Below are 19,151 nucleotides of genomic sequence, written 5' to 3'. Positions count from 1 at the left end.
TGGAGTTACCGAGACGATGCGTGTAGGACCGAGCCAGGAGGAGATCCGCCGGCAGAACCTCGGTGCCCTGTTGCGCTACGTGCACATCCACGGGGCCACCTCGCGGGCCGAACTCACCACCGCGCTCGGTCTCAACCGCAGCACCATCGGGGCGCTCACCGCCGACCTCGCCGGTGCCGGCCTGGTCAGCGAGGGGGCACCGCGGGAAACCGGCCGGGCCGGGCGGCCGTCACCGGTCGTCCGGCCAGAGTCCGAACGCGTCTTCGCCTACGCGTACAGCATCGAGGTGGACCGGCTGCGGGCCGCCCGGGTCGGACTCGGCGGCGCGGTACTCGACCGGCGCGAGACGGCCCGCCCGTACGGGGTCGCCGCCGCCGAGACCGCGCCGCTGCTCGCCGCCTTCGTCAAGGAGATGCAGCAGGCGGTCCCGGCCGGTTCGACGTACGTCGGCGCCGGCGTCGCGGTCTGCGGACTGGAGATGCGGGAGGAGGGGCCGGTCCACGTCAAGCCGGAGACCGGCTTCGTCGACCGGTCGCTCGGCGCGGCGCTCGACGCGCACCTCGCCCCGGAGCGGCCGATCCTGGTCGGCAACGCCGCCGACGTCTCGGCGCTGGCCGAGCACGCCCGGGGCGCCGCGGTCGGCTGCGACGACCTCATCTACCTGCACCGCGACGTGGGCGTCGACGCCGGGATCATCGTGCGTGGCCGGCGGCTGACCGGCCACGGCGGCCTCGGCGGCGAGGTCGGCCACATGGTGGTGCAGCCCGGCGGGCGGGAGTGCGGGTGCGGCTCCCGGGGCTGCTGGGAAACCGTCATCGGCGAATACGCCCTGCTGGACGGCGCCGCGGGCGGCGGTGGCACCGGGCGCCGGGCGGCGCTGTCGATCGTCGACGCGGCGGCCCGTGGCGACGCCAGCGCCAAGGCGGCCGTACGTGAGGTCGGCGACTGGCTCGGGTTCGGGGTGGCGAACCTGGTCAACATCTTCAACCCCGGAATGGTGATCTTCGGCGGTACGTTGCGCGACGTCTACCTCGCCTCGGCCGCCCGGGTCCGCAGCCGGCTCAACTCGATGGCGCTGCCCGCGTCGCGGGAGCAGGTCAAGCTGCGTACCCCGCAACTCGGCGAGGACGCCGCCCTGATCGGCGCCGCCGAACTGGCCTTCGAACACCTGCTCGCGGCCCCCCTGGACGCCACCCCCTGACCCTGCCCCCGGGACTGGCGCGCGGCCCTCGGCTGGCGCCGCTGGCGCCGCGTTGATCAAGGAGTTGTTGCGCGACAATTCGCATGAAGCGGGCACGCTTCCTCCTTGATCAACGCGACACCGGCTCGGCACGGGCTCGGCACTCAGCGCGGCACCGGCTCGGCGGGGGTGCCCGGGGCGGCGGGGTGCGCGGGCTCGGCGGGGGCGGAGGTCTGGTCGGTGGTGGAGGGCTGGTCGGTGGTGGAGGGCTGGTCGGTGGTGGAGGGCTGGTCGGTGGGTGGACGGTTCATCTGGCGCCAGGTCGGGCTGACGAACGGCAGCACGGTCACCGCCAGGTAGGCGCCACCGAAGAGCATCAGTGCCACGTTCAGGCCGAAGCCCTGCACCGCCCAGCCGGCGAGCAGGCTGCCCAGCGGCATGCCACCCCACCCGATCGCCTGCCCGAGGCCGAGGACCCGGGCCCGCAGGTGTTCCGGAACCCGCTCGTACGACACCGCGCCGAGGATCGGGTTGACCGCCGAGATCGACACGCCGGCCACGAACGACACGACGTACACGATCCACAGCGCGTCGGCCACGGACAGGATGGCGAACCGCGGTGCCCCGGCGATCAGGAACCCGACGGCGAACACCGCGAACCGCGGCACCCTCGGCGCCACGGCGGTGAAGACCACGTTGCCGAGCACCGCGCCGACCGCGAAGACGCCGGACAGCACCCCGAGCGCGACCGGCGAGCCGATCACGTCGCTGGCCCAGAACGGCGCCAGCACCGTCCCGTACGCGGCGTCGGCGAGGTTGGTGACGAACAGCAGCAGCGTGATGCCGAGCATGAGCCGGTCCCGGCGCAGGAACGCCAGCCCGGCCCGCAGCGCCGGCAGGTACGCCTCCCGGTCGGTGACCGCGGCCACCACCCGCCGTACGCCCGGGACCAGGACCGCGACGATCACGCCGGCCAGCAGGAACGTGGCGGCGTCGATGGCCAGTACGGTCGACGCGTCCAGGGTCGCGATGAGCACGCTGGCCAGCGGGGCGCCGAGCAGGGTGGCGAGGCGGCCGAGCCCGTCGTGCAGGCTGGTGGCCCGGGTCATCTCCATCCCGGAGGCGGCGACGGTCTCCGGGAAGACGACCCGTTTCGCGGTGTCGCCGAGCCCGCGCAGGAGCCCGACGACGCCGATCAGCGTGATCAGTACGCCGAAGTGCAGCTGGCCACCGGCGTGCAGGACGGGTACGGCGATCAGCGCGGCGGCGCTGCCAAGATCGGCGGCGACGCTGACCCGGCGGTGGCCGAGCCGGTCGAGCAGCGGTCCACCGAGCCCGCAGGCGAGCACGTACGGCAGCATCTCGACGAACGCGACGATGCCGGTACGGGCGGCGCTGCCGGTGGTGACGAGGGTGAACCAGGGCAGCGCGATCATGCTCATCCGGCTGCCGACCAGCGAGACGACCTCGGCGGTGAGCAGCGCGATCAGGCCCTGCCGTTTCACGCTTCCGCCCCGCCCTCGGTCCGGAGGAACGGCATGAGTTGCACCTGTACGACGACCCGCTCGGCGCCGTCCGAGGCGGGACGGTCGCTGTCGCGGTAGCGGTCGAGCACCGCGGTCAGCTCGTCCTCCAGCGCGCGGGTTTCCTCGGCGGTCAACCGGAGGCGCCAGTCGCTCACGGTTCCGGTGCCGCGCCACGGCCCGGTGCGATCAGCCGACTCGTCGAGCCAGCGCTCGACCCGCCCGGCGTAGAGGGCGGCGACGGCCCGCAGGTAGGCGGCGCTCTCCTCGGGCATGTCCCGGTTGGCTTCGCCGTCGAAGCTGGTGAACCGGTGGGCGGCCCGCCACCAGCGTTCCCGGCCGACGCCGCGCCCGGTGTCCTCCACCACGAAGCCGTAGGTGGCGAGCTGGCGCAGGTGGTAGCTGGTGGAGCCGGTCGACTCGCCGAGAAGTTCGGCGAGCCGGGTGGCGGTGGCGGGCCCGTCCTCGCGCAGTGCACTGAGGATGCGGACCCGCAGCGGGTGGGCGATCCCCCGCAACGAACGCCCGTCGAGGAAAACCCGATCCTCTTCCAAAGACATGGATGCAAAGATACTGTTGCAAAGAAGTCTTTGCAACAGCCTGATCCTTGACCAAGAGGTCCAGGTGTCGAGCGGGGACATGTTGCTGTTCTGGTCCACAGCGAGTTCGCTGTGGGTACGCCGAATTCGCTGTGGACCGCAACAGCAGTACCCGTCCGGTGGCAGGACCCGCCAGACAGCAGGACCCGCCAGACAGCAGGACCCGGTCGCGGGACCGTCCCGGCAGCGCGTGCCGACTGCCCGCGGCGCGGGCCGCCGAAGCACCCGGCCGGATGGTGGAACCTGACGCTAGGGACGGGTGCCGTGCCAGGAGCGCCAGAGGGCGGCGTACGACCCGTCGGCGGCGACCAGTTCGTCGTGCGATCCCAGCTCGGCGATCCGGCCGTCCTCCACCACCGCGACCCGGTCCGCGTCGTGCGCGGAGAAGAGCCGGTGCGCGATCGCGATCACCGTACGCCCCTCCAGCACCGCCGCCAGCGAGCGTTCGAGCTGCCGGGCCGCCCGCGGATCGATCAGGGACGTGGCCTCGTCGAGCACCAGCGTGTGCGGGTCGGCGAGGACCAGACGGGCCAGCGCCAACTGCTGCGCCTGCGCCGCCGACAGCGGATGTCCCTTCGCGCCGACGACCGTCGCAAGACCCTCCGGCAACTCGTCGGCCCAGCCGAGCGCGTCGACCGCGGCCAGCGCGGCGCGTACCTGGTCCTCGGAGGCGTCGGGGCGGACCATGGCGACGTTGTCGCGCAGCGTGCCGATGAAGACGTGGTGCTCCTGGGTCACCAGGGCCACGTGCGAACGCAGTTCCTCGATCGGCAGGCCGACGAGCGGCGCCCCGCCGACCGTGACCACGCCGGTCCGGGGACCGTGGATGCCGGCGAGCAGCCGGCCGAGGGTCGACTTGCCGGCCCCGGACGGGCCGACCATCGCCAGCCGCTCCCCCGGCTCGACCGCGAGCGAGACACCGTGCAGGACGTCGCGCTCCGGCAGGTACGAGAACCGGACGTCCCGGGCGACGACCCGCTCGCCGTCCGGCTTGGCCGCCGACGCCGCCCGGTCGTCGGGCAGTTGCGCGACGCCGAGCAACCGGGCCATCGAGGCACCGCCGACCTGCAGCTCGTCGAGCCAGGACAGCAACCGGTCCAGCGGGTCGATCAACTGCTGTACGTAGAGCGTGGCGGCGGTGACCTGGCCGAGCGTCACCCAGCCCTCGAAGTAGAACCAGCCGCCGAGGACCAGGGTGGCCGCCACCGGGATGACGTAGCTGATCTCGGCAACCGGGAACCACACCGTACGCAGGAAGAGGGTGTACCGCTCGGCCGCGTACGACCGGCGGATGTCCGCGTCGGTGCGAACCCGGCGCCGGGCCGCCTGGCGCAGTGCCTCGGTGGTCCGCGAACCGTCGACGGTCTCCGCGATGCCGTCGGTGATGTCGGAGTAGGTGGCGCTCTCCCGCAGGTAGCCGGCCGGCGCCCGGCGCAGGTACCAGCGGGTTCCGGCGTACAGCAGCGGCGCCGCGATGAGGCACGGCAGCGCCAGCAGCGGGCTGACCAGCACCAGTGCCAGCGCGACGAAGACGCAGGTGACCATCGCGATCAACGTCTCGGGCACGGCGAACCGAACCGTCTTCGACAGCGCCGAGACGTCGCGGGACGTCCGGGTCAGCAGGTCGCCCGAGCCAGCCTTCTCCACTGTAGACAAGGGGATGGCCAGGATCCGGTCGACGAACTCCTCCCGCAGTTCGGCGAGCACCCGCTCTCCGAGGCGCGCCGACGCCAGGTGCGCGAACCGCACCAGTACCGCCTGGGCCACCACGAACCCGCCGATCGCCAGCGCGATCCGGTCCACGGTGACCGTGGTCGTACCCTGCGAGATCGCCTCGACCAGGTCGCCGAGCAGCCGCGGCGCGACGAGCCCGGCGATCGCGGCGAGCGCGTGCAGGCCGAGCGCCCAGGCCAGGGCACGTGGGTGGCGGCGGAACAGCACCCGGGCGTACGCCCGCGCCTGCGCCGCGTCGGCGACCGGCAACGCCCGCCCGCTCACGCTTCCTCCCCGCGGGTGACGACGGCGGCGTACCGCGGCTCGGTGGCGACCAGCTCACGGTGGCCACCCTCGGCGACGACCTTGCCGTCCTCGACGAAGACGACCCGGTCGGCCCGGTCGAGGACCAGCGGGCTGGTCGTGCAGACCAGCGTCGTACGGCCGGCCCGGGCCGGCCCGAGCTGGCCGGCGATCCGCGCCTCGGTGTGCGCGTCGACGGCACTGGTCGGCTCGACCAGGATCAGGATCTGCGGATCGGCGACCAGGGCGCGGGCCAGCCGCAGCCGCTGCTGCTGGCCGCCGGAGAACTCCCGGCCCCGCTCGGCCACGACCGCGTCGACCCCGGCCGGCAGCGCCGCCACGATGTCCGTCGCGCTCGCCGCGACCAGCGCGGCTTCGACCGTCTCGTCGTCGGCCCGGTCGTGCGGGTCCAGTTCGGCCCGGAGCCGGCCGGTGAACAGGGCGGCGCCGTTGTCGGCCACCAGGATCCGCTCCCGGACCGACGTCAGCGCCAGCTCCCGCAGGGGTACGCCGGCATAGCTCGCCTCGCTGTCGGTGTACCGGCCGAGCCGGTCGGCGATCGCCACCGCGTCGACGGGGTCGGCCGCGGCGAGCGCGGTGAACCTGCCTGGGGCGACCACGAGCCCGGATTCGGGGTCGACCAGTTCGGCGTCGGATCGCGGCCACTCCCGGGGCCGGGCCGGGTCGGACAGCTCCGGGGTGAGCGTGAAGAGCCGGACGACCCGCTGCGCGCCGACGTGCCCACGGGTGATCTTCTCGATCGCCTCGGTCAGGGTCCGCAGCGGCGAGACCAGGAACGCCGTGTAGCCGTAGAAGGCGACGAGCTGTCCGGCGGTGATGTCGCCACGGAGCGCGAACCGGGCGCCGAGCCAGGTCACCAGGACGACGAAGACGCCGGGCAGGAGGATCTGGGCCGCCTCCAGATAGGACTCGATACCGGCCACCCGCATCCCCCGTTTACGCAGGTCCTGCGACTCGGCCCGGTAGCGCGCCGAGAAGACCGGCTCGCCGCCGACGCCACGCAGCACCCGGAGCCCGGCCACGATGTCGCCGGCGCGGGTGGTCAGGGTGCCCTGCTGGTCGCGGTATTCCTCCTGCTGCCGGTGCAGGGGGCGGATGAGCAGGCCGACGACCGCCATCAGCAGCGGTACGCCGATCAGGACGACGAGCCCCAGCGGGACCGAGGTGGCGAGCAGGATCACGGTGATCGTGGCGATCGCGACGACGGCACCGGTGCCCCGGGCGGTGATGTCGAGTGCGGCACCGATGTGGCTGATGTCGGCGGTGCCGATGCTGACCACCTCGCCGGCGGCCAGCCGTTTGGGCAGGGTGGCACCGAGTTGGTTGGCCCGCTCGACGGTGAGCTGGATGGTGCGGTAGGAGGAGGCGAGGAAGTTGAAGACGGCCAACCGGTGTCGCCCGACACCGGCGGCGGCCTGGAGCACGCCGAGACCGAGCAGCACCAGTCCCCAGTGCAGCAGGCCGTCGGGGTCCCGGCCGGCGATTCCGACGTCGATGGCGCGGCCGATCACGGCCGGCATCAGTGCCTGGGCCACCATCCAGACGATGGCCAGCAGGACGGCGCCGGTCATCGACGGCCACGCGCGGCGAGCCAGCCAGATCAGGTAGTGGGTCGCGCTGCGGTGGTCGGGGGTGCCGGGATCACCGACGGGTAAGGGCCGCATAGCACCGCCGACGTTACGAGACTCATCCGTTGGTCACCAGCGGTTTTCCGGCCGGCCGCGCCGGCATCGACCGGCGGCACCGGCCCGGTCGTGGATCAGCGGTCGACCTGGGTGAAGTCCCATGTGTGGGGTGGCCGGGCCACCAGTGCCGGCGGTGGGTCGGGCAGCGCCATCGGGGCGCTGCGCCACTTCGAGATGACCACCACCCGGTGGTCGACCGACGAGAAGACCTCACTCGACAGGTGCAGCGGACTGTGGTCGAACTCCGGCAGCACCGTCTCGCACACCCACGTGATGAGGTCGGCGAACCGGGCCGGCTCGGCCCGCGCCTCCCACATCCGCACGATCACGTGCGCGGACACTACACGCTCACCGTCGTCAACGGCATCGCGGAGTCGGCCGGCAGGTCCAACCGGCTCGGCGCGATCCCGGCCGCGACCAGGTGCGAGCCGAGCGCGGCCACCATCGCGCCGTTGTCGGTGCACAGTCGGGGCGGTGGCACCCGTACGGTGATCCCGTGCCGGGCGCAGCGCTGCTCGGCCAGCACCCGCAGCCGCGAGTTGGCGGCCACCCCGCCCCCGATGACCAGCGTCTCGACCCCGTGCTGCCGGCAGGCGTCGATCGCCTTGGCGGTGAGCACGTCGCAGACCGCCTCCTGGAACGACGCCGCGACGTCGGCGACCGGGACCGGCTCGCCGGCCCGCTCCCGCGCCTCCACCCAGCGGGCGACCGCCGTCTTCAGCCCGGAGAACGAGAAGTCGAACCGGTGCGCGGCCAGGTCTTTCGGCGCGGTCAGGCCGCGCGGGAACGCGATCGCGGCGCCGTCCCCCTCCCGGGCGGCCCGGTCGATCGGCGGGCCGCCGGGGAACGGCAGCCCGAGCAGCCGGGCCACCTTGTCGAACGCCTCGCCGGCCGCGTCGTCGATCGTGGCCCCCAGCGGGGTCACCCCGGCGGTCAGGTCGTCGACCAGCAGCAGTGAGGAGTGCCCGCCGGAGACCAGCATCGCGACCGCCGGCTCGGGCAGGGGGCCGTGCTCCAGGGTGTCGACGGCGACGTGCGCGGCGAGGTGGTTCACCCCGTAGATCGGCTTCTCGGCGGCGACCGCGTAGCCCTTCGCGGCGGCGACCCCGACCAGCAGCGCACCGGCCAGCCCCGGCCCGGCGGTCACCGCGATGGCGTCGATGTCGGCGATCGTGACCCCGGCCTGGTCGAGCGCCCGCCGCATGGTCGGCACGATCGCCTCCAGGTGGGCGCGGCTGGCGACCTCGGGGACCACGCCGCCGAACCGGGCGTGCTGGTCGACGCTGGAGGCCAGCGCGTCGGCGAGCAGGGTGTGCCCGCGTACGATGCCCACCCCCGTCTCGTCGCAGGACGTCTCGATGCCGAGTACGAGTGGTTCGTCAGCCATTGCGCATCATCACCAGGGCGTCGGTGTTGCTCGGTTGGTAGTAGCCGCGCCGGATCCCGACCGGCTCGAAGTCGTACGCCGCGTAGAGCCTCTGCGCGGCGGCGTTGTCGACCGCGACCTCCAGCAGGGTACGTCGTACCTCGCGGCGGGCGGCCTCGGCCAGCAGTGCCTCCAGCAGCCGGCGGCCGACCCCGGACCGCTGGGCGTCGCGGCGTACGGCGATGTTCTGCACCCAGCTCTCGTCGGGCGGAATGACGGCCAGCCCGGCGTAACCGACCACGGTGCCGGCCGGGTCGAGCGCGACCAGGTAGTGGTGCCCGCCGGCGAGCTCGCTCCAGAACATGGCGGCCGACCACTGCTCGGCCCCGAACAGGTCCGCCTCGATCGGCAGCACCTCGTCGACGTGCCACCACCGCATCCGGGTCAGCCGGATGCCGCCCGGTTCACCGGAACCCGCCGGGTTCACCGCGCCACCTCGCCCCGCCCGGTCACGGCAGCACCGGCTTGCGGCCGGTGGCGGCCACCGCGTCCGGCCGGCGCAGGTAGAGCGGGGTCAACGGCTCGGACGGGGCCGCCGCGAGGACGCGCTCGGCGGCCAGTTCGGCGAGGGCGACCGGGTCGGGGTAGCGGGGCTCGGAGCGCAGCGGAAGGCCGAGTGCGTCGGCGTAGCGGTGCGCGCCGTCGCCGACGGCGGCGGTGGCACCGAGTTCACCGGCCCGGCCGGCCACCTCGGCCGGAGTGTGCACGTCGGGGCCGGCCACCCGCTCGCCGGTGCCGGCGTAGACCGCCCAGTAGACCTCCCGGCGCCGGGCGTCGGTGGCCACCAGCACCGGTTCGCCGCCGGCCGCCGGCCGACCGACGCCGTCCAGCGAGCACACCCCGTAGGTCGGGATCCCGAGCACCTGGCCCATCGTGACGGCGGTGACGAGCCCGACCCGCAGCCCGGTGAACGGGCCGGGGCCGAGGCCTGCGACGATCGCGGCCAGGTCGGCCGGCCGGTCGCCGGACTCGGCGAACAGCGCGTCGACCTGGGGGGCGAGCAGTTCGCCGTGCGCCCGCGCGTCGACGGCGCGACGCGCTGCCACCGGGGCCACCCCGTCCGGCGTGATCCGCACGAGAGCGGCCGTCACCGCCGGGGTCGCCGAGTCCACCACGAGTACCAGCACGTTGTGCACCTTAATCGGCGCCGTGGTGCCGGCCCGGCACCGGCCGGCCCGGCGTACGCGACACGCCGTCCGGGCCCGCCCGTCCGGGGCGGCGACCTGCGTCAGCCGGCGGAGCGGTCCCACTCGATGCCGGGCAGCCCGGCGTCGGCGAGGGCCTTGTTGGTGGCGCTGAACGGCCGGCTGCCGAGGAAGCCCTTCGGGTTCATCGGGCTGGGGTGGCCGGCTTCGAGGACCACGTGGGCCGGGTTGGTGACCAGCGCCGCCTTCTTGCGGGCGTAGCCGCCCCACAGCAGGAAGACGACCCGGCTGTCCCGGGCGTTCAGCGCCCGGATCGTGGCGTCGGTGAACTCCTCCCAGCCCTTGTTCGCGTGCGAACCGGGCTTGGCCTCGCGGACGGTGAGGACCGCGTTGAGGAGCAGCACGCCGCGTTCGGCCCAGGCGGTCAGGTTGCCGTTGCGGGACACCGGGACACCGAGGTCCTCGTTCAGCTCCTTGAAGACGTTGCGCAGTGACGGCGGCACCGACACCCCGTCGCGGACGCTGAAGCTGAGCCCGTGGGCCTGGCCGGCCTTGTGGTAGGGGTCCTGGCCGAGAATCAGCACCCGGGTGTCCTCGGGCGTGCAGAGCCGGTAGGCGCTGAACAGGTCGTCGACCGGCGGGTAGACCGTCTGGGTCTGGTATTCCTCGGCGACGAAGGCACCGAGCGCGGCGGTGCGGTCGGCGTCGAGGTGCGGTGCCAGCAGCGTCTGCCAGGCTGGCGGGAGGAGCGCCGGGAGGTCGAGGGACATCAGCGGCCTTTCGTGGATTCGGACGATGACCGAACCCTAGAACGGCGGTGCGACATATCCCAGTTTCGCCAGGCGGCCCGCCCAGTCGCCGCCGACCGGTACGAGTTCGACGACCCGGGTGTCGTCGTCGCGCCGGTCGATACGGATCAGCAGGTGGCCGTCGCCGTGCTGCTCGACCATGCCCTCGCCCCACTCGACGACGGTCACCGAGTCGTCCATCGAGGCGTCGAGGTCGAGGTCGTCGATCTCGGCCCGGGGGTCCGACGTGGAGCCCAGCCGGTAGGCGTCGGCGTGCACCAGCGCCACCCGGCCGCCGCGGGCCGGGTCGGGCCGGTGCACCCGGGCGATGACGAACGTCGGCGAGGTGACGTCGCCGAGCACGCCGAGTCCGGTGCCGATGCCCTGGGTCAGCGCGGTCTTGCCGGCGCCCAGCGGCCCGGCCAGCACCAGCAGGTCTCCCGCGCGCAGGATCCCGGCGAGCTGGGCGCCGTACGCCCGAGTTTCCTCCACGGTGGACAGTTCGGTCATCGTTCGAGCTTCCCGAGAAAGTCGATCAGCACGGCGTTGACCTCGTCGGCGTGTTCGAGCATGACGACGTGGCCACTGTCAGCGATCTTGATGAATTCGGCGTCCGGCAGGCGACGAAGGATCTCCTCGGAGTGCGCCACCGGAGTGATCATGTCCTTGTCACCGACGATGACCAGGGTCGGGGTCTCCCGCAGGGTGGCCAGCGCCGGATAGCGGGCATGGGTGTAGAGGGTACGCAGGTAGCGGGCGACCGTCTCGGCCGTGGTGCCCGAGTTCATCTTCTCCACGTACGACACCAGGGCCGGGCTCGGCCGGGTGGTGCCGAACCCGTAGCGGCGGGTCAGCAGCCAGGCCAGGTCGGAGGCGGCGGTGCGGGCCCGGTCGATCACCCCGCCGGTGAGCCGGGTCGCGTTGTTGACCAGCGGCAACAGCGGGCTGCCGAACCGGGAGATGATGGTCGGCAGGCCGAACTTCGCCTGCTCCACCAGGCCGCCGGAGGTGGCGATCAGCACAGCACCGGCCACCCGCCGCTCGAACATCTCCGGGTAGAGCTCGGCCAGCGCCATGATCGTCATGCCGCCCATCGAGTGCCCCACGAGCACCAGCGGGCCCTCCGGCACCGTCTCGTCGATGACCGCCCGCAGCGTCTCCCCCAGCGCCGGCAGCTCGTACTCCCCCGATTCGAGCCGGCCCGAACGGCCGTGCCCGGGCTGGTCGTAGAAGACCATCCGGTAGTCGCCGCGCCGGGTCAGCTCCGAACGCTGGAAATGGAAGGTGCCCATGTCGAGGCAGAAGCCGTGCACGAAGACGATGGTGGGCTCGGCCGGCCCGGCCGCCACCCCGGTGATGAATCCGGCGTCGATCTCGACCCCGTCGGCCGGCTCGACGATCTCCACGTGGATGTCGGTACCGTCGGCGGTGGTGACGGTGCACGTCTCGTCGTACGGCAGGGCGCCGAACCGCTCCTCGGCGTAGATGTCGCCGACGCCCCGCTTGGACCGCCGGACGATGGCCCGTTCGGCGGCGATGCCGGCCGCGAGCCCGGCCGCCGCCACACCGACCACGGCGCCGAAGATGCCGGCCCGCCGCTTCGCCTTCGTCCGCCCGTTGTCAGCCGCCATCAGCGGGCCCCGTCGTAGACCCGGGGTACGCGTACGCCGCCGAACCGGGTCACGATCTCGTAGTTGATCGTGCCGGCCGCCTCGGCCCAGTCGTCGGCGGTCGGCTCGCCGCCGTCGCCCGGCCCGAACAGCGTCGCGACGTCGCCGGCCACCACCGGGTCGTCGCCGCAGTCGAGCACCACCTGGTCCATACAGACCCGGCCGGCAATGGTGCGGACCCGCCCGCCGAGCTGGATCGGGCCGGCGTTGGAGGCGTGCCGGGGAATCCCGTCGGCGTAGCCGAGCGGTACGACCGCCAGCGTCGTCTCCTGGGCGGTGGTGTAGGTGTGGCCGTACGACACGCCCTGGCCGGCCGGCACCCGCTTGGCGAGCATCACCCGGGCCCGGGCCGTCATCGCCGGCCGCAGCCCGTAGCGCTCGCCGACGACCGGGGACAGCCCGTAGACGGCCAGACCGGGACGGACCAGGTCGAAGTGGGTGTCGGGTCGGGTCAGGGTGGCCGCCGAGTTGGCCAGATGCCGGTAGCGCGGCCGCACCCCCCACCGTTCGGCGAGCGCCAGCCCCTCGTGGAAGTTGGCGAGTTGCCGGTCGATCGTCGGGTGCCCGGGCGCGTCGGCGTACGCGAAGTGGCTCCAGACCCCGACCACCTCGATGGTGCCGTCGGCCTGGGCCTTGGCGGCGGCCTCCAGCAGGACCGGCCAGTCGGCGGCGGTCGCCCCGCCACGCGCCAGCCCGGTATCGACCTTGAGATGGACGCGGGCCGGGTGGCCGGCCCGGCCGGCGGCGGTCAGCACCTCGTCGAGCTGGTCGACCGACGCCGCGCTCAGGTCGACGTCGGCGGCCACCCCCTCGTGCAGCGGCAGCCCGGGTGCCAGCAGCCAGGCGAGCACCGGCGCGGTCACCCCGGCGCGACGCAGGGTAAGGGCCTCGTCGAGGGTGCACACCCCGAGCCAGTCGGCGCCCGCGTCCAGGGCCGCCCGGGCGGCCGGGAGCATCCCGTGCCCGTAGCCGTCCGCCTTGACGACCGCCATCAGCTCGGCGCTCGTGCCGGCCCGCAACCGGGCCACGTTCTCGCGGATCGCGTCAAGGTCGATCCGCACCTCGGCCTGCCACATGCTGCTCAGCCTACTGACCGCGGCCGACGCCCCGAGCCGGTCGCCACGACGTATCCGTCACCAGCGCTCGCGCCTCACCGCGCGGTGAGGCGGGCGACGACCGGGCGCAGGGCGTCGACGACGTCCGGGGCGGTGACCGGGCCCCGCCGGGCGGCCTCCCGGCCGGCCAGTCCGTGCAGGAAGGTGGCGGCCACGGCGGCCCGCTCCGGGGCCAGCCCGGCGGCGAGCAGCGATCCGAGCAGGCCGGCGAGCACGTCACCGGTGCCGCCGGTGGCCAGCGCGGGGCTGCCGGTCGGGTTGACGTACGCCCGACCGTCCGGCGTCGCGACCACCGTACGGTCGCCCTTGAGCAGGACGACCGCGTTCATCCAGGCGGCCAGGCGCAGCGCGGCGCCGGCCCGGTCGGAGCCGGCGGGCGAACCGGCGAGCCGGGCGAACTCGCGGTCGTGCGGGGTGATCACGGTCGGCGCGTCGCGGTCGCGTAGCCGGCGGGCGTGGCTGCCGTCGACGAGCATGGTCAGCGCGTCGGCGTCGAGCACCGCCGGTACCGGCGCGGCGAGCACCGACCGCAGTTCGGCGGCGGCCGCCTCCCCGCCGCCGAGGCCGGAACCGCAGACCCAGGCCTGCACCCGGCCGGCGTCGGCGACCCGGCCGGTGGCGATCACCGACGGATGCTGGTGCAGCACCTCGGCCGCCGCGCCGCCCGCGTACCGGACCAGTCCGGTCGGACCGGCCAGCGCACCGCCGACGGACAGCACGGCGGCGCCGGGATAGGTGGTCGAGCCGGTGGCGACCCCGACCACGCCGCGGGTGTACTTCTCCGACTCGGGGCCGAGCGCCGGCCACCAGTCCGCGATGTCGTCCCACTCGGGCACCAGCAGGGCCGGGGTGCCCCGCAGCCGGTCGGTGAGCCCGATGTCGACCAGGTCGACCTCGCCGGCGCGGACGGCCGCCGGCCCGACCACCAGGGCCGGTTTGAGGCAGCCGAAGGTGACGGTGACGTCGGCGCGTACGGCTGCCCCGGGCACGTCGCCGGTGTCCACGGCGACGCCGCTGGGCACGTCGACCGCGACGACCGTGGGCCGGCCGCCCCCGGCGGACGCGAGCGTGTCGAGTTTCGCGACCAGGGCGGCGGCGTCGGGGCGCAGCCCGCCGGCGGCCCCGATGCCGACGATGCCGTCGACGACGAGGTCGGCCCGGCCGGGCAGGGTGGTGACGAGCCGGCCGCCGGCCATACGCAGTGCCGCCAGCCCTCCACCGTGGATCCGGTCGGAGGCCAGCGCGAGTGCGGACACGGTCGCGCCCCGGCCGGCGAGGGTGGCACCGGCGTAGAGCGCGTCGCCGCCGTTGTTGCCGGCCCCGACGAGCAGCAGCACGCGGGCGCCGTAGACCCCGCCGCGTTCGGCGAGCAGCAGCGCGCAGCGGCGTGCGAGTCCGGCGGCGGCCCGCCGCATCAGGGTGTCCGCCGGCAGGCTGGCGATCAGTCCGTCCTCGGCGGCCCGTACGTCGGCCGCCCGCCACGCCGCCCTCATCGCTCGGCCACCACCATCGCCGAGGCGATCCCGCCGTCGTGGGACAGCGAGAGGTGCCAGTGGTTGACGCCGCACTCGTCGGCCGCGGCGGCGACCGTGCCGGAGACGGTCAACCAGGGCCGGCCGTCCGGGTCGGCGACGACCTCGCAGTCGTGCCAGCGCAACCCGGCCGGGGCGCCGAGCGCCTTCGCCACCGCCTCCTTGGCCGCGAACCGCGCGGCCAGGGACTCCGGCGAGCGCGGATTGCCGGCACCGGTGTGCCGCTCCGCCTCGGTGAAGAGCCGCTCGGCCAGCGGTGGTGTGCGCGCCAGCGCCCGGGCGAACCGCTCGACCAGGACCACGTCGATGCCGACAGCCACGATCACCCGATCACCCTAACGGGGCGCAGGCTATCCGTGCGGTCCGTGGTGGACAAGGGCTGTGGACAACCCTCGGGTACGCCGGTCGCCCGCGCTCCACAGGGCCCCCGGTACGCACCGGCGCGCGCCTAGCGTCGACGCCGACGAGGTCCGCGGGGACGACGGGGTCCGCGGGACGACGAGGTCCGCGGGAACAAACGAGGTCCGTGGGAACAAACGAGGTCCGTGGGGACGACGAGGTCCGGGGAGGACGCATGACCGACGGTTCCATCCGGGTGCGGATCGCCGCCCTGCGCCGGGCCGGCGGCGACCTCAGCGCCACGGCCCACCGGCTCGGTCAGGGGCTCGGCACGACTCCGGGGCTGGTCGTCACCGCCCCGGGCTGGGCCACCGCCGCCGCATTGGCGCAGGTCGAGGCGGCGGTCCACCGGTCGACGACGGTGCTGGGCGGCCGGGCGGCGGACACCGCCGACGCCCTGCGGCGGTCCGCCGACGGCTACGAGGCGGCCGACGACCGGGCGGCGCGACGCATGGCCGGCATCGGATGATCGGCTACGCGCAACTCTGGGCCGCCGACCCGACCGCGTGGCGGGCCGCCGGGACGGCCTGGCGCGGGCTCGACGCCATGGTGCGGCGGCGGGCGGCCGAGGTGGCCCGAACCCGGTCGGCGCTGGCCGACAGCTGGGCCGGGCCGGCCGCCGGCACGGCCGGGACGCGGCTCGACACGCTGCGCGGCGCGGTCGAGGCCGCCGCGCCGGCCCTGGTCGAGATCGACCAGATCCTGGCCGAGTTCGCCGCCCTGCTGGTCCGGGCCAAGGCGCTGCTCGACGACGCCGTACGCGGTGCCGCCATGAACCGGGTACTGATCGACCGGCACGGCGACGTGTCGCTCGATCCCGCCGTGCCGCAGGTCGACCCGCGGGCCGGCGCGGCCGTGCTGCGGGTCGGTGCGCAGATCCGCGCCGCGCTGGAACTCGCCACGCGGGCCGACCGGGAGGCGGCCGGGCGGCTCACCGGCCTCGCCACCGCGGCGGTGACCGGGTGGACGACCGAGCCGCCCCCGGACCGCCCGGCGGGCGACGCCGATCCGGCCGCCGTACGCAGGTGGTGGGACGGTCTCTCCCCGGCCCAGCGGCGCTGGCTCGTACGGCACGAGCCGGCGCTGGTCGGTGGCCTCGACGGGGTGCCGGTGGCGATGCGGGACCAGGCCAACCGGCTGCTCCTGCCGCAGTTGCGGGCCGACCTGCTCGCCCGCCGGGCCGAACTGCTGGCCACCTGGCCCCGGCTGCCCGGCAACCATCTGGAGGGCCTGCGGATCGCCGCGATTCTCGGCGGCCTGGACGCGATCGAGGCGCGGCTCGTCGCCGAGAGCGGTCCCCGGGCCTACCTGCTCGGCCTGGACCCGGCCGGCGACGGCCGGACCGTCGTGGCGCTCGGCGACCCCGACCGCGCCGACCATGTGGTCACCTACGTGCCGGGAATGACCTCCGACCTGCCGAGCGCCGACGGCGAGCTGGGCCGGGCCGAGCGGATCCTGGCCCGGGCCGCCGAACTCGCCCCGGACCAACCCGCGGCGGCCGTGCTGTGGCTCGACTACGACGCACCGGACTTCGTGCACGAGGCTCACCGCGCGTCGTACGCCCACGACGCCGGTCCGGCGCTGCACCGGTTCCAGGAGGGGCTGCGGGCCAGCCACGAGGGCGGTCCCGCCCACCAGACGGTGGTCGGGCACAGCTACGGGTCGCTGGTGGTCGGATCCGCCGCCCGCGACCACGGACTCGCCGCCGACGACCTGGTGCTCGTCGGTTCCCCCGGGGTCGGCGTGGATCACGCCCGCGACCTCGGGCTGCCGGCCGGGCGGGTGTGGGCGAGCACGGCCGGCAACGACGTGATCCGCTACGTCCCCTCGGTCGGCGCGCTCGCCGGCGACCTGGCGCTCGGCGTCGCGCTGCCGGGCATCGGGCCGGTGCTGGCGTTCAGCCGCCCCGGCGACGACCTGTGGTTCGGCCACGATCCGAGCGACCGCGACTTCGGCGCGCGGGTCTTCGCCAGCGACCCGAACGGGCACACCGGTTACTGGGACCACGACAACCGGGCGCTGGACGCCATGGCCCGCATCGCGCTCGGCGACGCGGGCCGGCTGCCGGCTACTCCACCGTGACCGACTTGGCCAGGTTGCGGGGCTGGTCGACGTCGTGCCCACGGGCGTCGGCGACCGCGCAGGCGAAGACCTGGAGCGGCACGCTGGTGACCAGTGGCGCGAGCAACGTCGGCGTACGCGGCACGTAGATCACGTGGTCGGCGAAGGGCAGGACCGCCTCGTCGCCCTCCTCGGCGATCACGATGGTGCGGGCGCCCCGGGCGCGTACCTCCTGGATGTTCGAGACGATCTTGTCGCGCAGCACGCTCCGGCCGGCCGGCGACGGAACTACGCAGATCACCGGGGTGCCCTGGTCGATCAGGGCGATCGGGCCGTGCTTCAGCTCACCGGCGGCGAACCCCTCGGCGTGCATGTACGCCAGTTCCTTGAGCTTCAGCGCGCCCTCCAGGGCGACCGGGTAGCCGACGTGCCGGCCGATGAAGAGCACCGTCCCGGCGGTCGACAGTTCCCGGGCCAGCTCGCGCACCGGCTCCATCGCGCCGAGCACCGTACGCAGCTTGTCCGGCACCTCCTGGAGCTGGGCGACGACGGCGGCCACCTCGTCGGCGTACTTGACGCCACGCACCTGGGCCAGGTGGAGACCGATCAGGTAGCAGGCCACGAGCTGGGTGAGGAACGCCTTGGTCGAGGCGACCGCGATCTCCGGCCCGCCGTGGGTGTAGAGCACCGCGTCGGACTCGCGCGGAATGGTGGAGCCGTTGGTGTTGCAGATCGCCAGCACCCGGGCCTTCTGCTCCTTGGCGTGCCGCAGCGCCATCAGGGTGTCCATCGTCTCGCCGGACTGCGAGATCGCCACCACCAGCGTCGACCGGTCGAGCACCGGGTCGCGGTAGCGGAACTCGCTGGCCAGCTCGACCTCGCAGGGGATGCGGGTCCAGTGCTCGATCGCGTACTTCGCCACCAGCCCGGAGTGGTAGGCGGTGCCACAGGCGACGATGAAGACCTTGTCGACGTCGCGCAGGTCCTGGTCGCTGAGGCGGACCTCGTCGAGCATGATCTCGCCGGTCTCGGTGAGCCGGCCGAGCAGCGTGTCGGCGACCGCCTGCGGCTGCTCGGCGATCTCCTTGAGCATGAAGTAGTCGTAGCCGCCCTTCTCGGCAGCCGACGCGTCCCAGTCGATGTGGAAGTCCTTGCCGGTCGCCGGATGGCCGTCGAAGTCGGTGATGTCGATGCTGTCCGCGGTGATCAGCACGACCTGGTCCTGGCCCAGCTCGACCGCGTCGCGGGTGTGCTCGATGAACGCCGACACGTCGCTGGCCAGGAAGTTCTCCCCTGCCCCACGACCGACGACCAGCGGCGAGTTGCGCCGCGCACCGACCACCGCGCCGGGAATGGCGGCGTCGGCGGCGAGCAGGGTGAAGGCTCCCTCCAGCCGGACGCAGACCTGCCGCATGGCGGCCGCGAGCAGTTGCGGCCCCTCCGGCGCCCCACTGGCGCGCAGCTCGGCGAGCGCGCCGGCGAGCAGATGCGCGGCGCATTCGGTGTCGGTGTCGCTGGCGAACTCGACGCCCTCGGCCTCCAGCTCGTCCCGCAGCTTCGCGAAGTTTTCGATGATCCCGTTGTGGATGACGGCGACCCGGCCGTCGCGGGCCACGTGCGGGTGGGCGTTGCGGTCGGTCGGGCCGCCGTGGGTGGCCCACCGGGTGTGCCCGATGCCGGTGGTGCCGTCACCGATGCCGAGGACCGGCCCGGTGCCGTCCGGGTCGGCGATGCCCCGCTCGGCGAGCGCCTTCTCCAGGTTGGCCAGCTTGCCGGCCCGCTTCTCGGTCAGCAGTTCGCCCTCGCAGACGACCGCCACCCCGGCCGAGTCGTAGCCGCGGTATTCCAGCCGCCGCAGGCCGTCCAGCACGATGCTCAGCGCCGGACGGGCGCCGACGTACCCCACGATTCCACACATGGGCAGCAGCGTAGCGGAGAATCACTCACCATGGTTGCTCGAAAGTGAGGCTATCAATCACCTGACTTGATTG

18 protein-coding genes are annotated in these 19,151 nt (G+C 73.9%); 3 read left to right on the top strand and 15 right to left on the bottom strand.

Going from position 1 to position 19,151, the window contains the following annotated elements; all coding sequences use genetic code 11:
• Positions 1-16: 16 nt before the first annotated feature.
• The gene (locus tag QCD66_RS04050) at positions 17-1,201 is read left to right on the top strand and encodes an ROK family protein (RefSeq protein WP_375735703.1); all 1,185 of its coding nucleotides are present in this window, start codon (positions 17-19) and stop codon (positions 1,199-1,201) included.
• Positions 1,202-1,344: 143 nt separating this feature from the next.
• Here the strand turns inward: QCD66_RS04050 and QCD66_RS04045 are convergent, their stop codons facing one another.
• From QCD66_RS04045 to QCD66_RS03980, 14 genes are all read right to left on the bottom strand, one after another.
• The gene (locus QCD66_RS04045) at positions 1,345-2,685 is read right to left on the bottom strand and encodes an MFS transporter (protein ID WP_375735702.1); all 1,341 of its coding nucleotides are present in this window, start codon (positions 2,683-2,685) and stop codon (positions 1,345-1,347) included.
• Positions 2,682-3,263 (bottom strand): helix-turn-helix domain-containing protein, encoded by a 582-nt coding sequence (locus QCD66_RS04040; protein ID WP_407567001.1) that lies wholly within the window; start codon positions 3,261-3,263, stop codon positions 2,682-2,684. The genes QCD66_RS04045 and QCD66_RS04040 overlap by 4 nt, the downstream gene beginning before the upstream one ends.
• A gap of 288 nt (positions 3,264-3,551) precedes the next feature.
• Positions 3,552-5,300: an ABC transporter ATP-binding protein gene (locus tag QCD66_RS04035; protein WP_375735700.1), complete on the bottom strand. Its 1,749-nt coding sequence runs from the start codon at positions 5,298-5,300 to the stop codon at positions 3,552-3,554.
• On the bottom strand, positions 5,297-7,003 hold the full coding sequence (locus QCD66_RS04030; protein WP_364210912.1) for an ABC transporter ATP-binding protein: 1,707 nt from the start codon (positions 7,001-7,003) through the stop codon (positions 5,297-5,299). The genes QCD66_RS04035 and QCD66_RS04030 overlap by 4 nt, the downstream gene beginning before the upstream one ends.
• A 95-nt stretch (positions 7,004-7,098) precedes the next feature.
• The gene (locus tag QCD66_RS04025) at positions 7,099-7,353 is read right to left on the bottom strand and encodes a hypothetical protein (RefSeq protein WP_357534141.1); all 255 of its coding nucleotides are present in this window, start codon (positions 7,351-7,353) and stop codon (positions 7,099-7,101) included.
• Between the two features lie 11 nt (positions 7,354-7,364).
• The gene (gene tsaD, locus QCD66_RS04020) at positions 7,365-8,411 is read right to left on the bottom strand and encodes a tRNA (adenosine(37)-N6)-threonylcarbamoyltransferase complex transferase subunit TsaD (RefSeq protein ID WP_375735699.1); all 1,047 of its coding nucleotides are present in this window, start codon (positions 8,409-8,411) and stop codon (positions 7,365-7,367) included.
• Positions 8,404-8,829, bottom strand: a complete 426-nt coding sequence (gene rimI, locus QCD66_RS04015) for a ribosomal protein S18-alanine N-acetyltransferase (RefSeq protein WP_364211024.1) — start codon at positions 8,827-8,829, stop codon at positions 8,404-8,406. Before rimI ends, tsaD begins: the two co-directional genes overlap by 8 nt.
• A 70-nt stretch (positions 8,830-8,899) precedes the next feature.
• The gene (gene tsaB / locus QCD66_RS04010; RefSeq protein ID WP_375735698.1) at positions 8,900-9,577 is read right to left on the bottom strand and encodes a tRNA (adenosine(37)-N6)-threonylcarbamoyltransferase complex dimerization subunit type 1 TsaB; all 678 of its coding nucleotides are present in this window, start codon (positions 9,575-9,577) and stop codon (positions 8,900-8,902) included.
• A gap of 101 nt (positions 9,578-9,678) precedes the next feature.
• Positions 9,679-10,365: a uracil-DNA glycosylase gene (locus QCD66_RS04005; protein ID WP_364210903.1), complete on the bottom strand. Its 687-nt coding sequence runs from the start codon at positions 10,363-10,365 to the stop codon at positions 9,679-9,681.
• A gap of 36 nt (positions 10,366-10,401) precedes the next feature.
• Positions 10,402-10,893, bottom strand: coding sequence for a tRNA (adenosine(37)-N6)-threonylcarbamoyltransferase complex ATPase subunit type 1 TsaE (tsaE, locus tag QCD66_RS04000; RefSeq protein ID WP_364210900.1), 492 nt, complete (start codon positions 10,891-10,893; stop codon positions 10,402-10,404).
• Positions 10,890-12,014 (bottom strand): alpha/beta hydrolase, encoded by a 1,125-nt coding sequence (locus QCD66_RS03995; protein ID WP_364210897.1) that lies wholly within the window; start codon positions 12,012-12,014, stop codon positions 10,890-10,892. The genes tsaE and QCD66_RS03995 overlap by 4 nt, the downstream gene beginning before the upstream one ends.
• The gene (gene alr, locus QCD66_RS03990; RefSeq protein ID WP_364210894.1) at positions 12,014-13,129 is read right to left on the bottom strand and encodes an alanine racemase; all 1,116 of its coding nucleotides are present in this window, start codon (positions 13,127-13,129) and stop codon (positions 12,014-12,016) included. The genes QCD66_RS03995 and alr overlap by 1 nt, the downstream gene beginning before the upstream one ends.
• A 74-nt stretch (positions 13,130-13,203) precedes the next feature.
• Positions 13,204-14,661 carry an NAD(P)H-hydrate dehydratase gene (locus QCD66_RS03985; protein WP_375735697.1) on the bottom strand — a complete coding sequence of 486 codons (1,458 nt, stop codon included), beginning with the start codon at positions 14,659-14,661 and terminating at the stop codon, positions 13,204-13,206.
• Positions 14,658-15,026: a holo-ACP synthase gene (locus tag QCD66_RS03980; RefSeq protein WP_375735696.1), complete on the bottom strand. Its 369-nt coding sequence runs from the start codon at positions 15,024-15,026 to the stop codon at positions 14,658-14,660. Before QCD66_RS03980 ends, QCD66_RS03985 begins: the two co-directional genes overlap by 4 nt.
• A 248-nt stretch (positions 15,027-15,274) precedes the next feature.
• On the opposite strand from QCD66_RS03980, the gene QCD66_RS03975 reads away from it, so the two are divergent.
• A complete protein-coding gene (locus QCD66_RS03975) occupies positions 15,275-15,568 on the top strand; it encodes a type VII secretion target (RefSeq protein ID WP_357534040.1) in 294 nt (97 codons plus the stop codon).
• A complete protein-coding gene (locus QCD66_RS03970; RefSeq protein ID WP_375735695.1) occupies positions 15,565-17,181 on the top strand; it encodes an alpha/beta hydrolase in 1,617 nt (538 codons plus the stop codon). Before QCD66_RS03975 ends, QCD66_RS03970 begins: the two co-directional genes overlap by 4 nt.
• Here QCD66_RS03970 and glmS read toward each other — a convergent pair.
• Positions 17,168-19,078, bottom strand: coding sequence for a glutamine--fructose-6-phosphate transaminase (isomerizing) (gene glmS, locus QCD66_RS03965; protein WP_364210879.1), 1,911 nt, complete (start codon positions 19,076-19,078; stop codon positions 17,168-17,170). The two genes, QCD66_RS03970 and glmS, sit on opposite strands and share 14 nt — an antisense overlap.
• Between the last annotated feature and the right edge of the window lie 73 nt (positions 19,079-19,151).

The sequence above is a fragment of the Polymorphospora sp. A560 genome, from assembly GCF_045781765.1.
Classification (GTDB): Bacteria; Actinomycetota; Actinomycetes; order Mycobacteriales; family Micromonosporaceae; genus Polymorphospora; species Polymorphospora lycopeni.
The sequence above is the reverse complement of the archived record's forward strand: the minus strand, read 5'-3'. Positions and strand labels throughout refer to the sequence as shown.

What these genes read in the sequence shown, in the direction of transcription:
- QCD66_RS04040 (WP_407567001.1), bottom strand. Translation starts at nt 3,263, where the DNA reads ATGTCTTTGGAAGAGGATCGGGTTTTCCTCGACGGGCGTTCGTTGCGG.
- QCD66_RS03995 (WP_364210897.1), bottom strand. Translation starts at nt 12,014, where the DNA reads ATGGCGGCTGACAACGGGCGGACGAAGGCGAAGCGGCGGGCCGGCATC.
- QCD66_RS04005 (WP_364210903.1), bottom strand. Translation starts at nt 10,365, where the DNA reads ATGTCCCTCGACCTCCCGGCGCTCCTCCCGCCAGCCTGGCAGACGCTG.
- QCD66_RS03985 (WP_375735697.1), bottom strand. Translation starts at nt 14,661, where the DNA reads ATGAGGGCGGCGTGGCGGGCGGCCGACGTACGGGCCGCCGAGGACGGA.
- QCD66_RS04050 (WP_375735703.1), top strand. Translation starts at nt 17, where the DNA reads ATGCGTGTAGGACCGAGCCAGGAGGAGATCCGCCGGCAGAACCTCGGT.
- QCD66_RS04030 (WP_364210912.1), bottom strand. Translation starts at nt 7,003, where the DNA reads ATGCGGCCCTTACCCGTCGGTGATCCCGGCACCCCCGACCACCGCAGC.
- QCD66_RS03970 (WP_375735695.1), top strand. Translation starts at nt 15,565, where the DNA reads ATGATCGGCTACGCGCAACTCTGGGCCGCCGACCCGACCGCGTGGCGG.
- tsaD (WP_375735699.1), bottom strand. Translation starts at nt 8,411, where the DNA reads ATGGCTGACGAACCACTCGTACTCGGCATCGAGACGTCCTGCGACGAG.
- QCD66_RS03975 (WP_357534040.1), top strand. Translation starts at nt 15,275, where the DNA reads ATGACCGACGGTTCCATCCGGGTGCGGATCGCCGCCCTGCGCCGGGCC.
- alr (WP_364210894.1), bottom strand. Translation starts at nt 13,129, where the DNA reads ATGTGGCAGGCCGAGGTGCGGATCGACCTTGACGCGATCCGCGAGAAC.
- glmS (WP_364210879.1), bottom strand. Translation starts at nt 19,078, where the DNA reads ATGTGTGGAATCGTGGGGTACGTCGGCGCCCGTCCGGCGCTGAGCATC.
- rimI (WP_364211024.1), bottom strand. Translation starts at nt 8,829, where the DNA reads ATGCGGTGGTGGCACGTCGACGAGGTGCTGCCGATCGAGGCGGACCTG.
- tsaE (WP_364210900.1), bottom strand. Translation starts at nt 10,893, where the DNA reads ATGACCGAACTGTCCACCGTGGAGGAAACTCGGGCGTACGGCGCCCAG.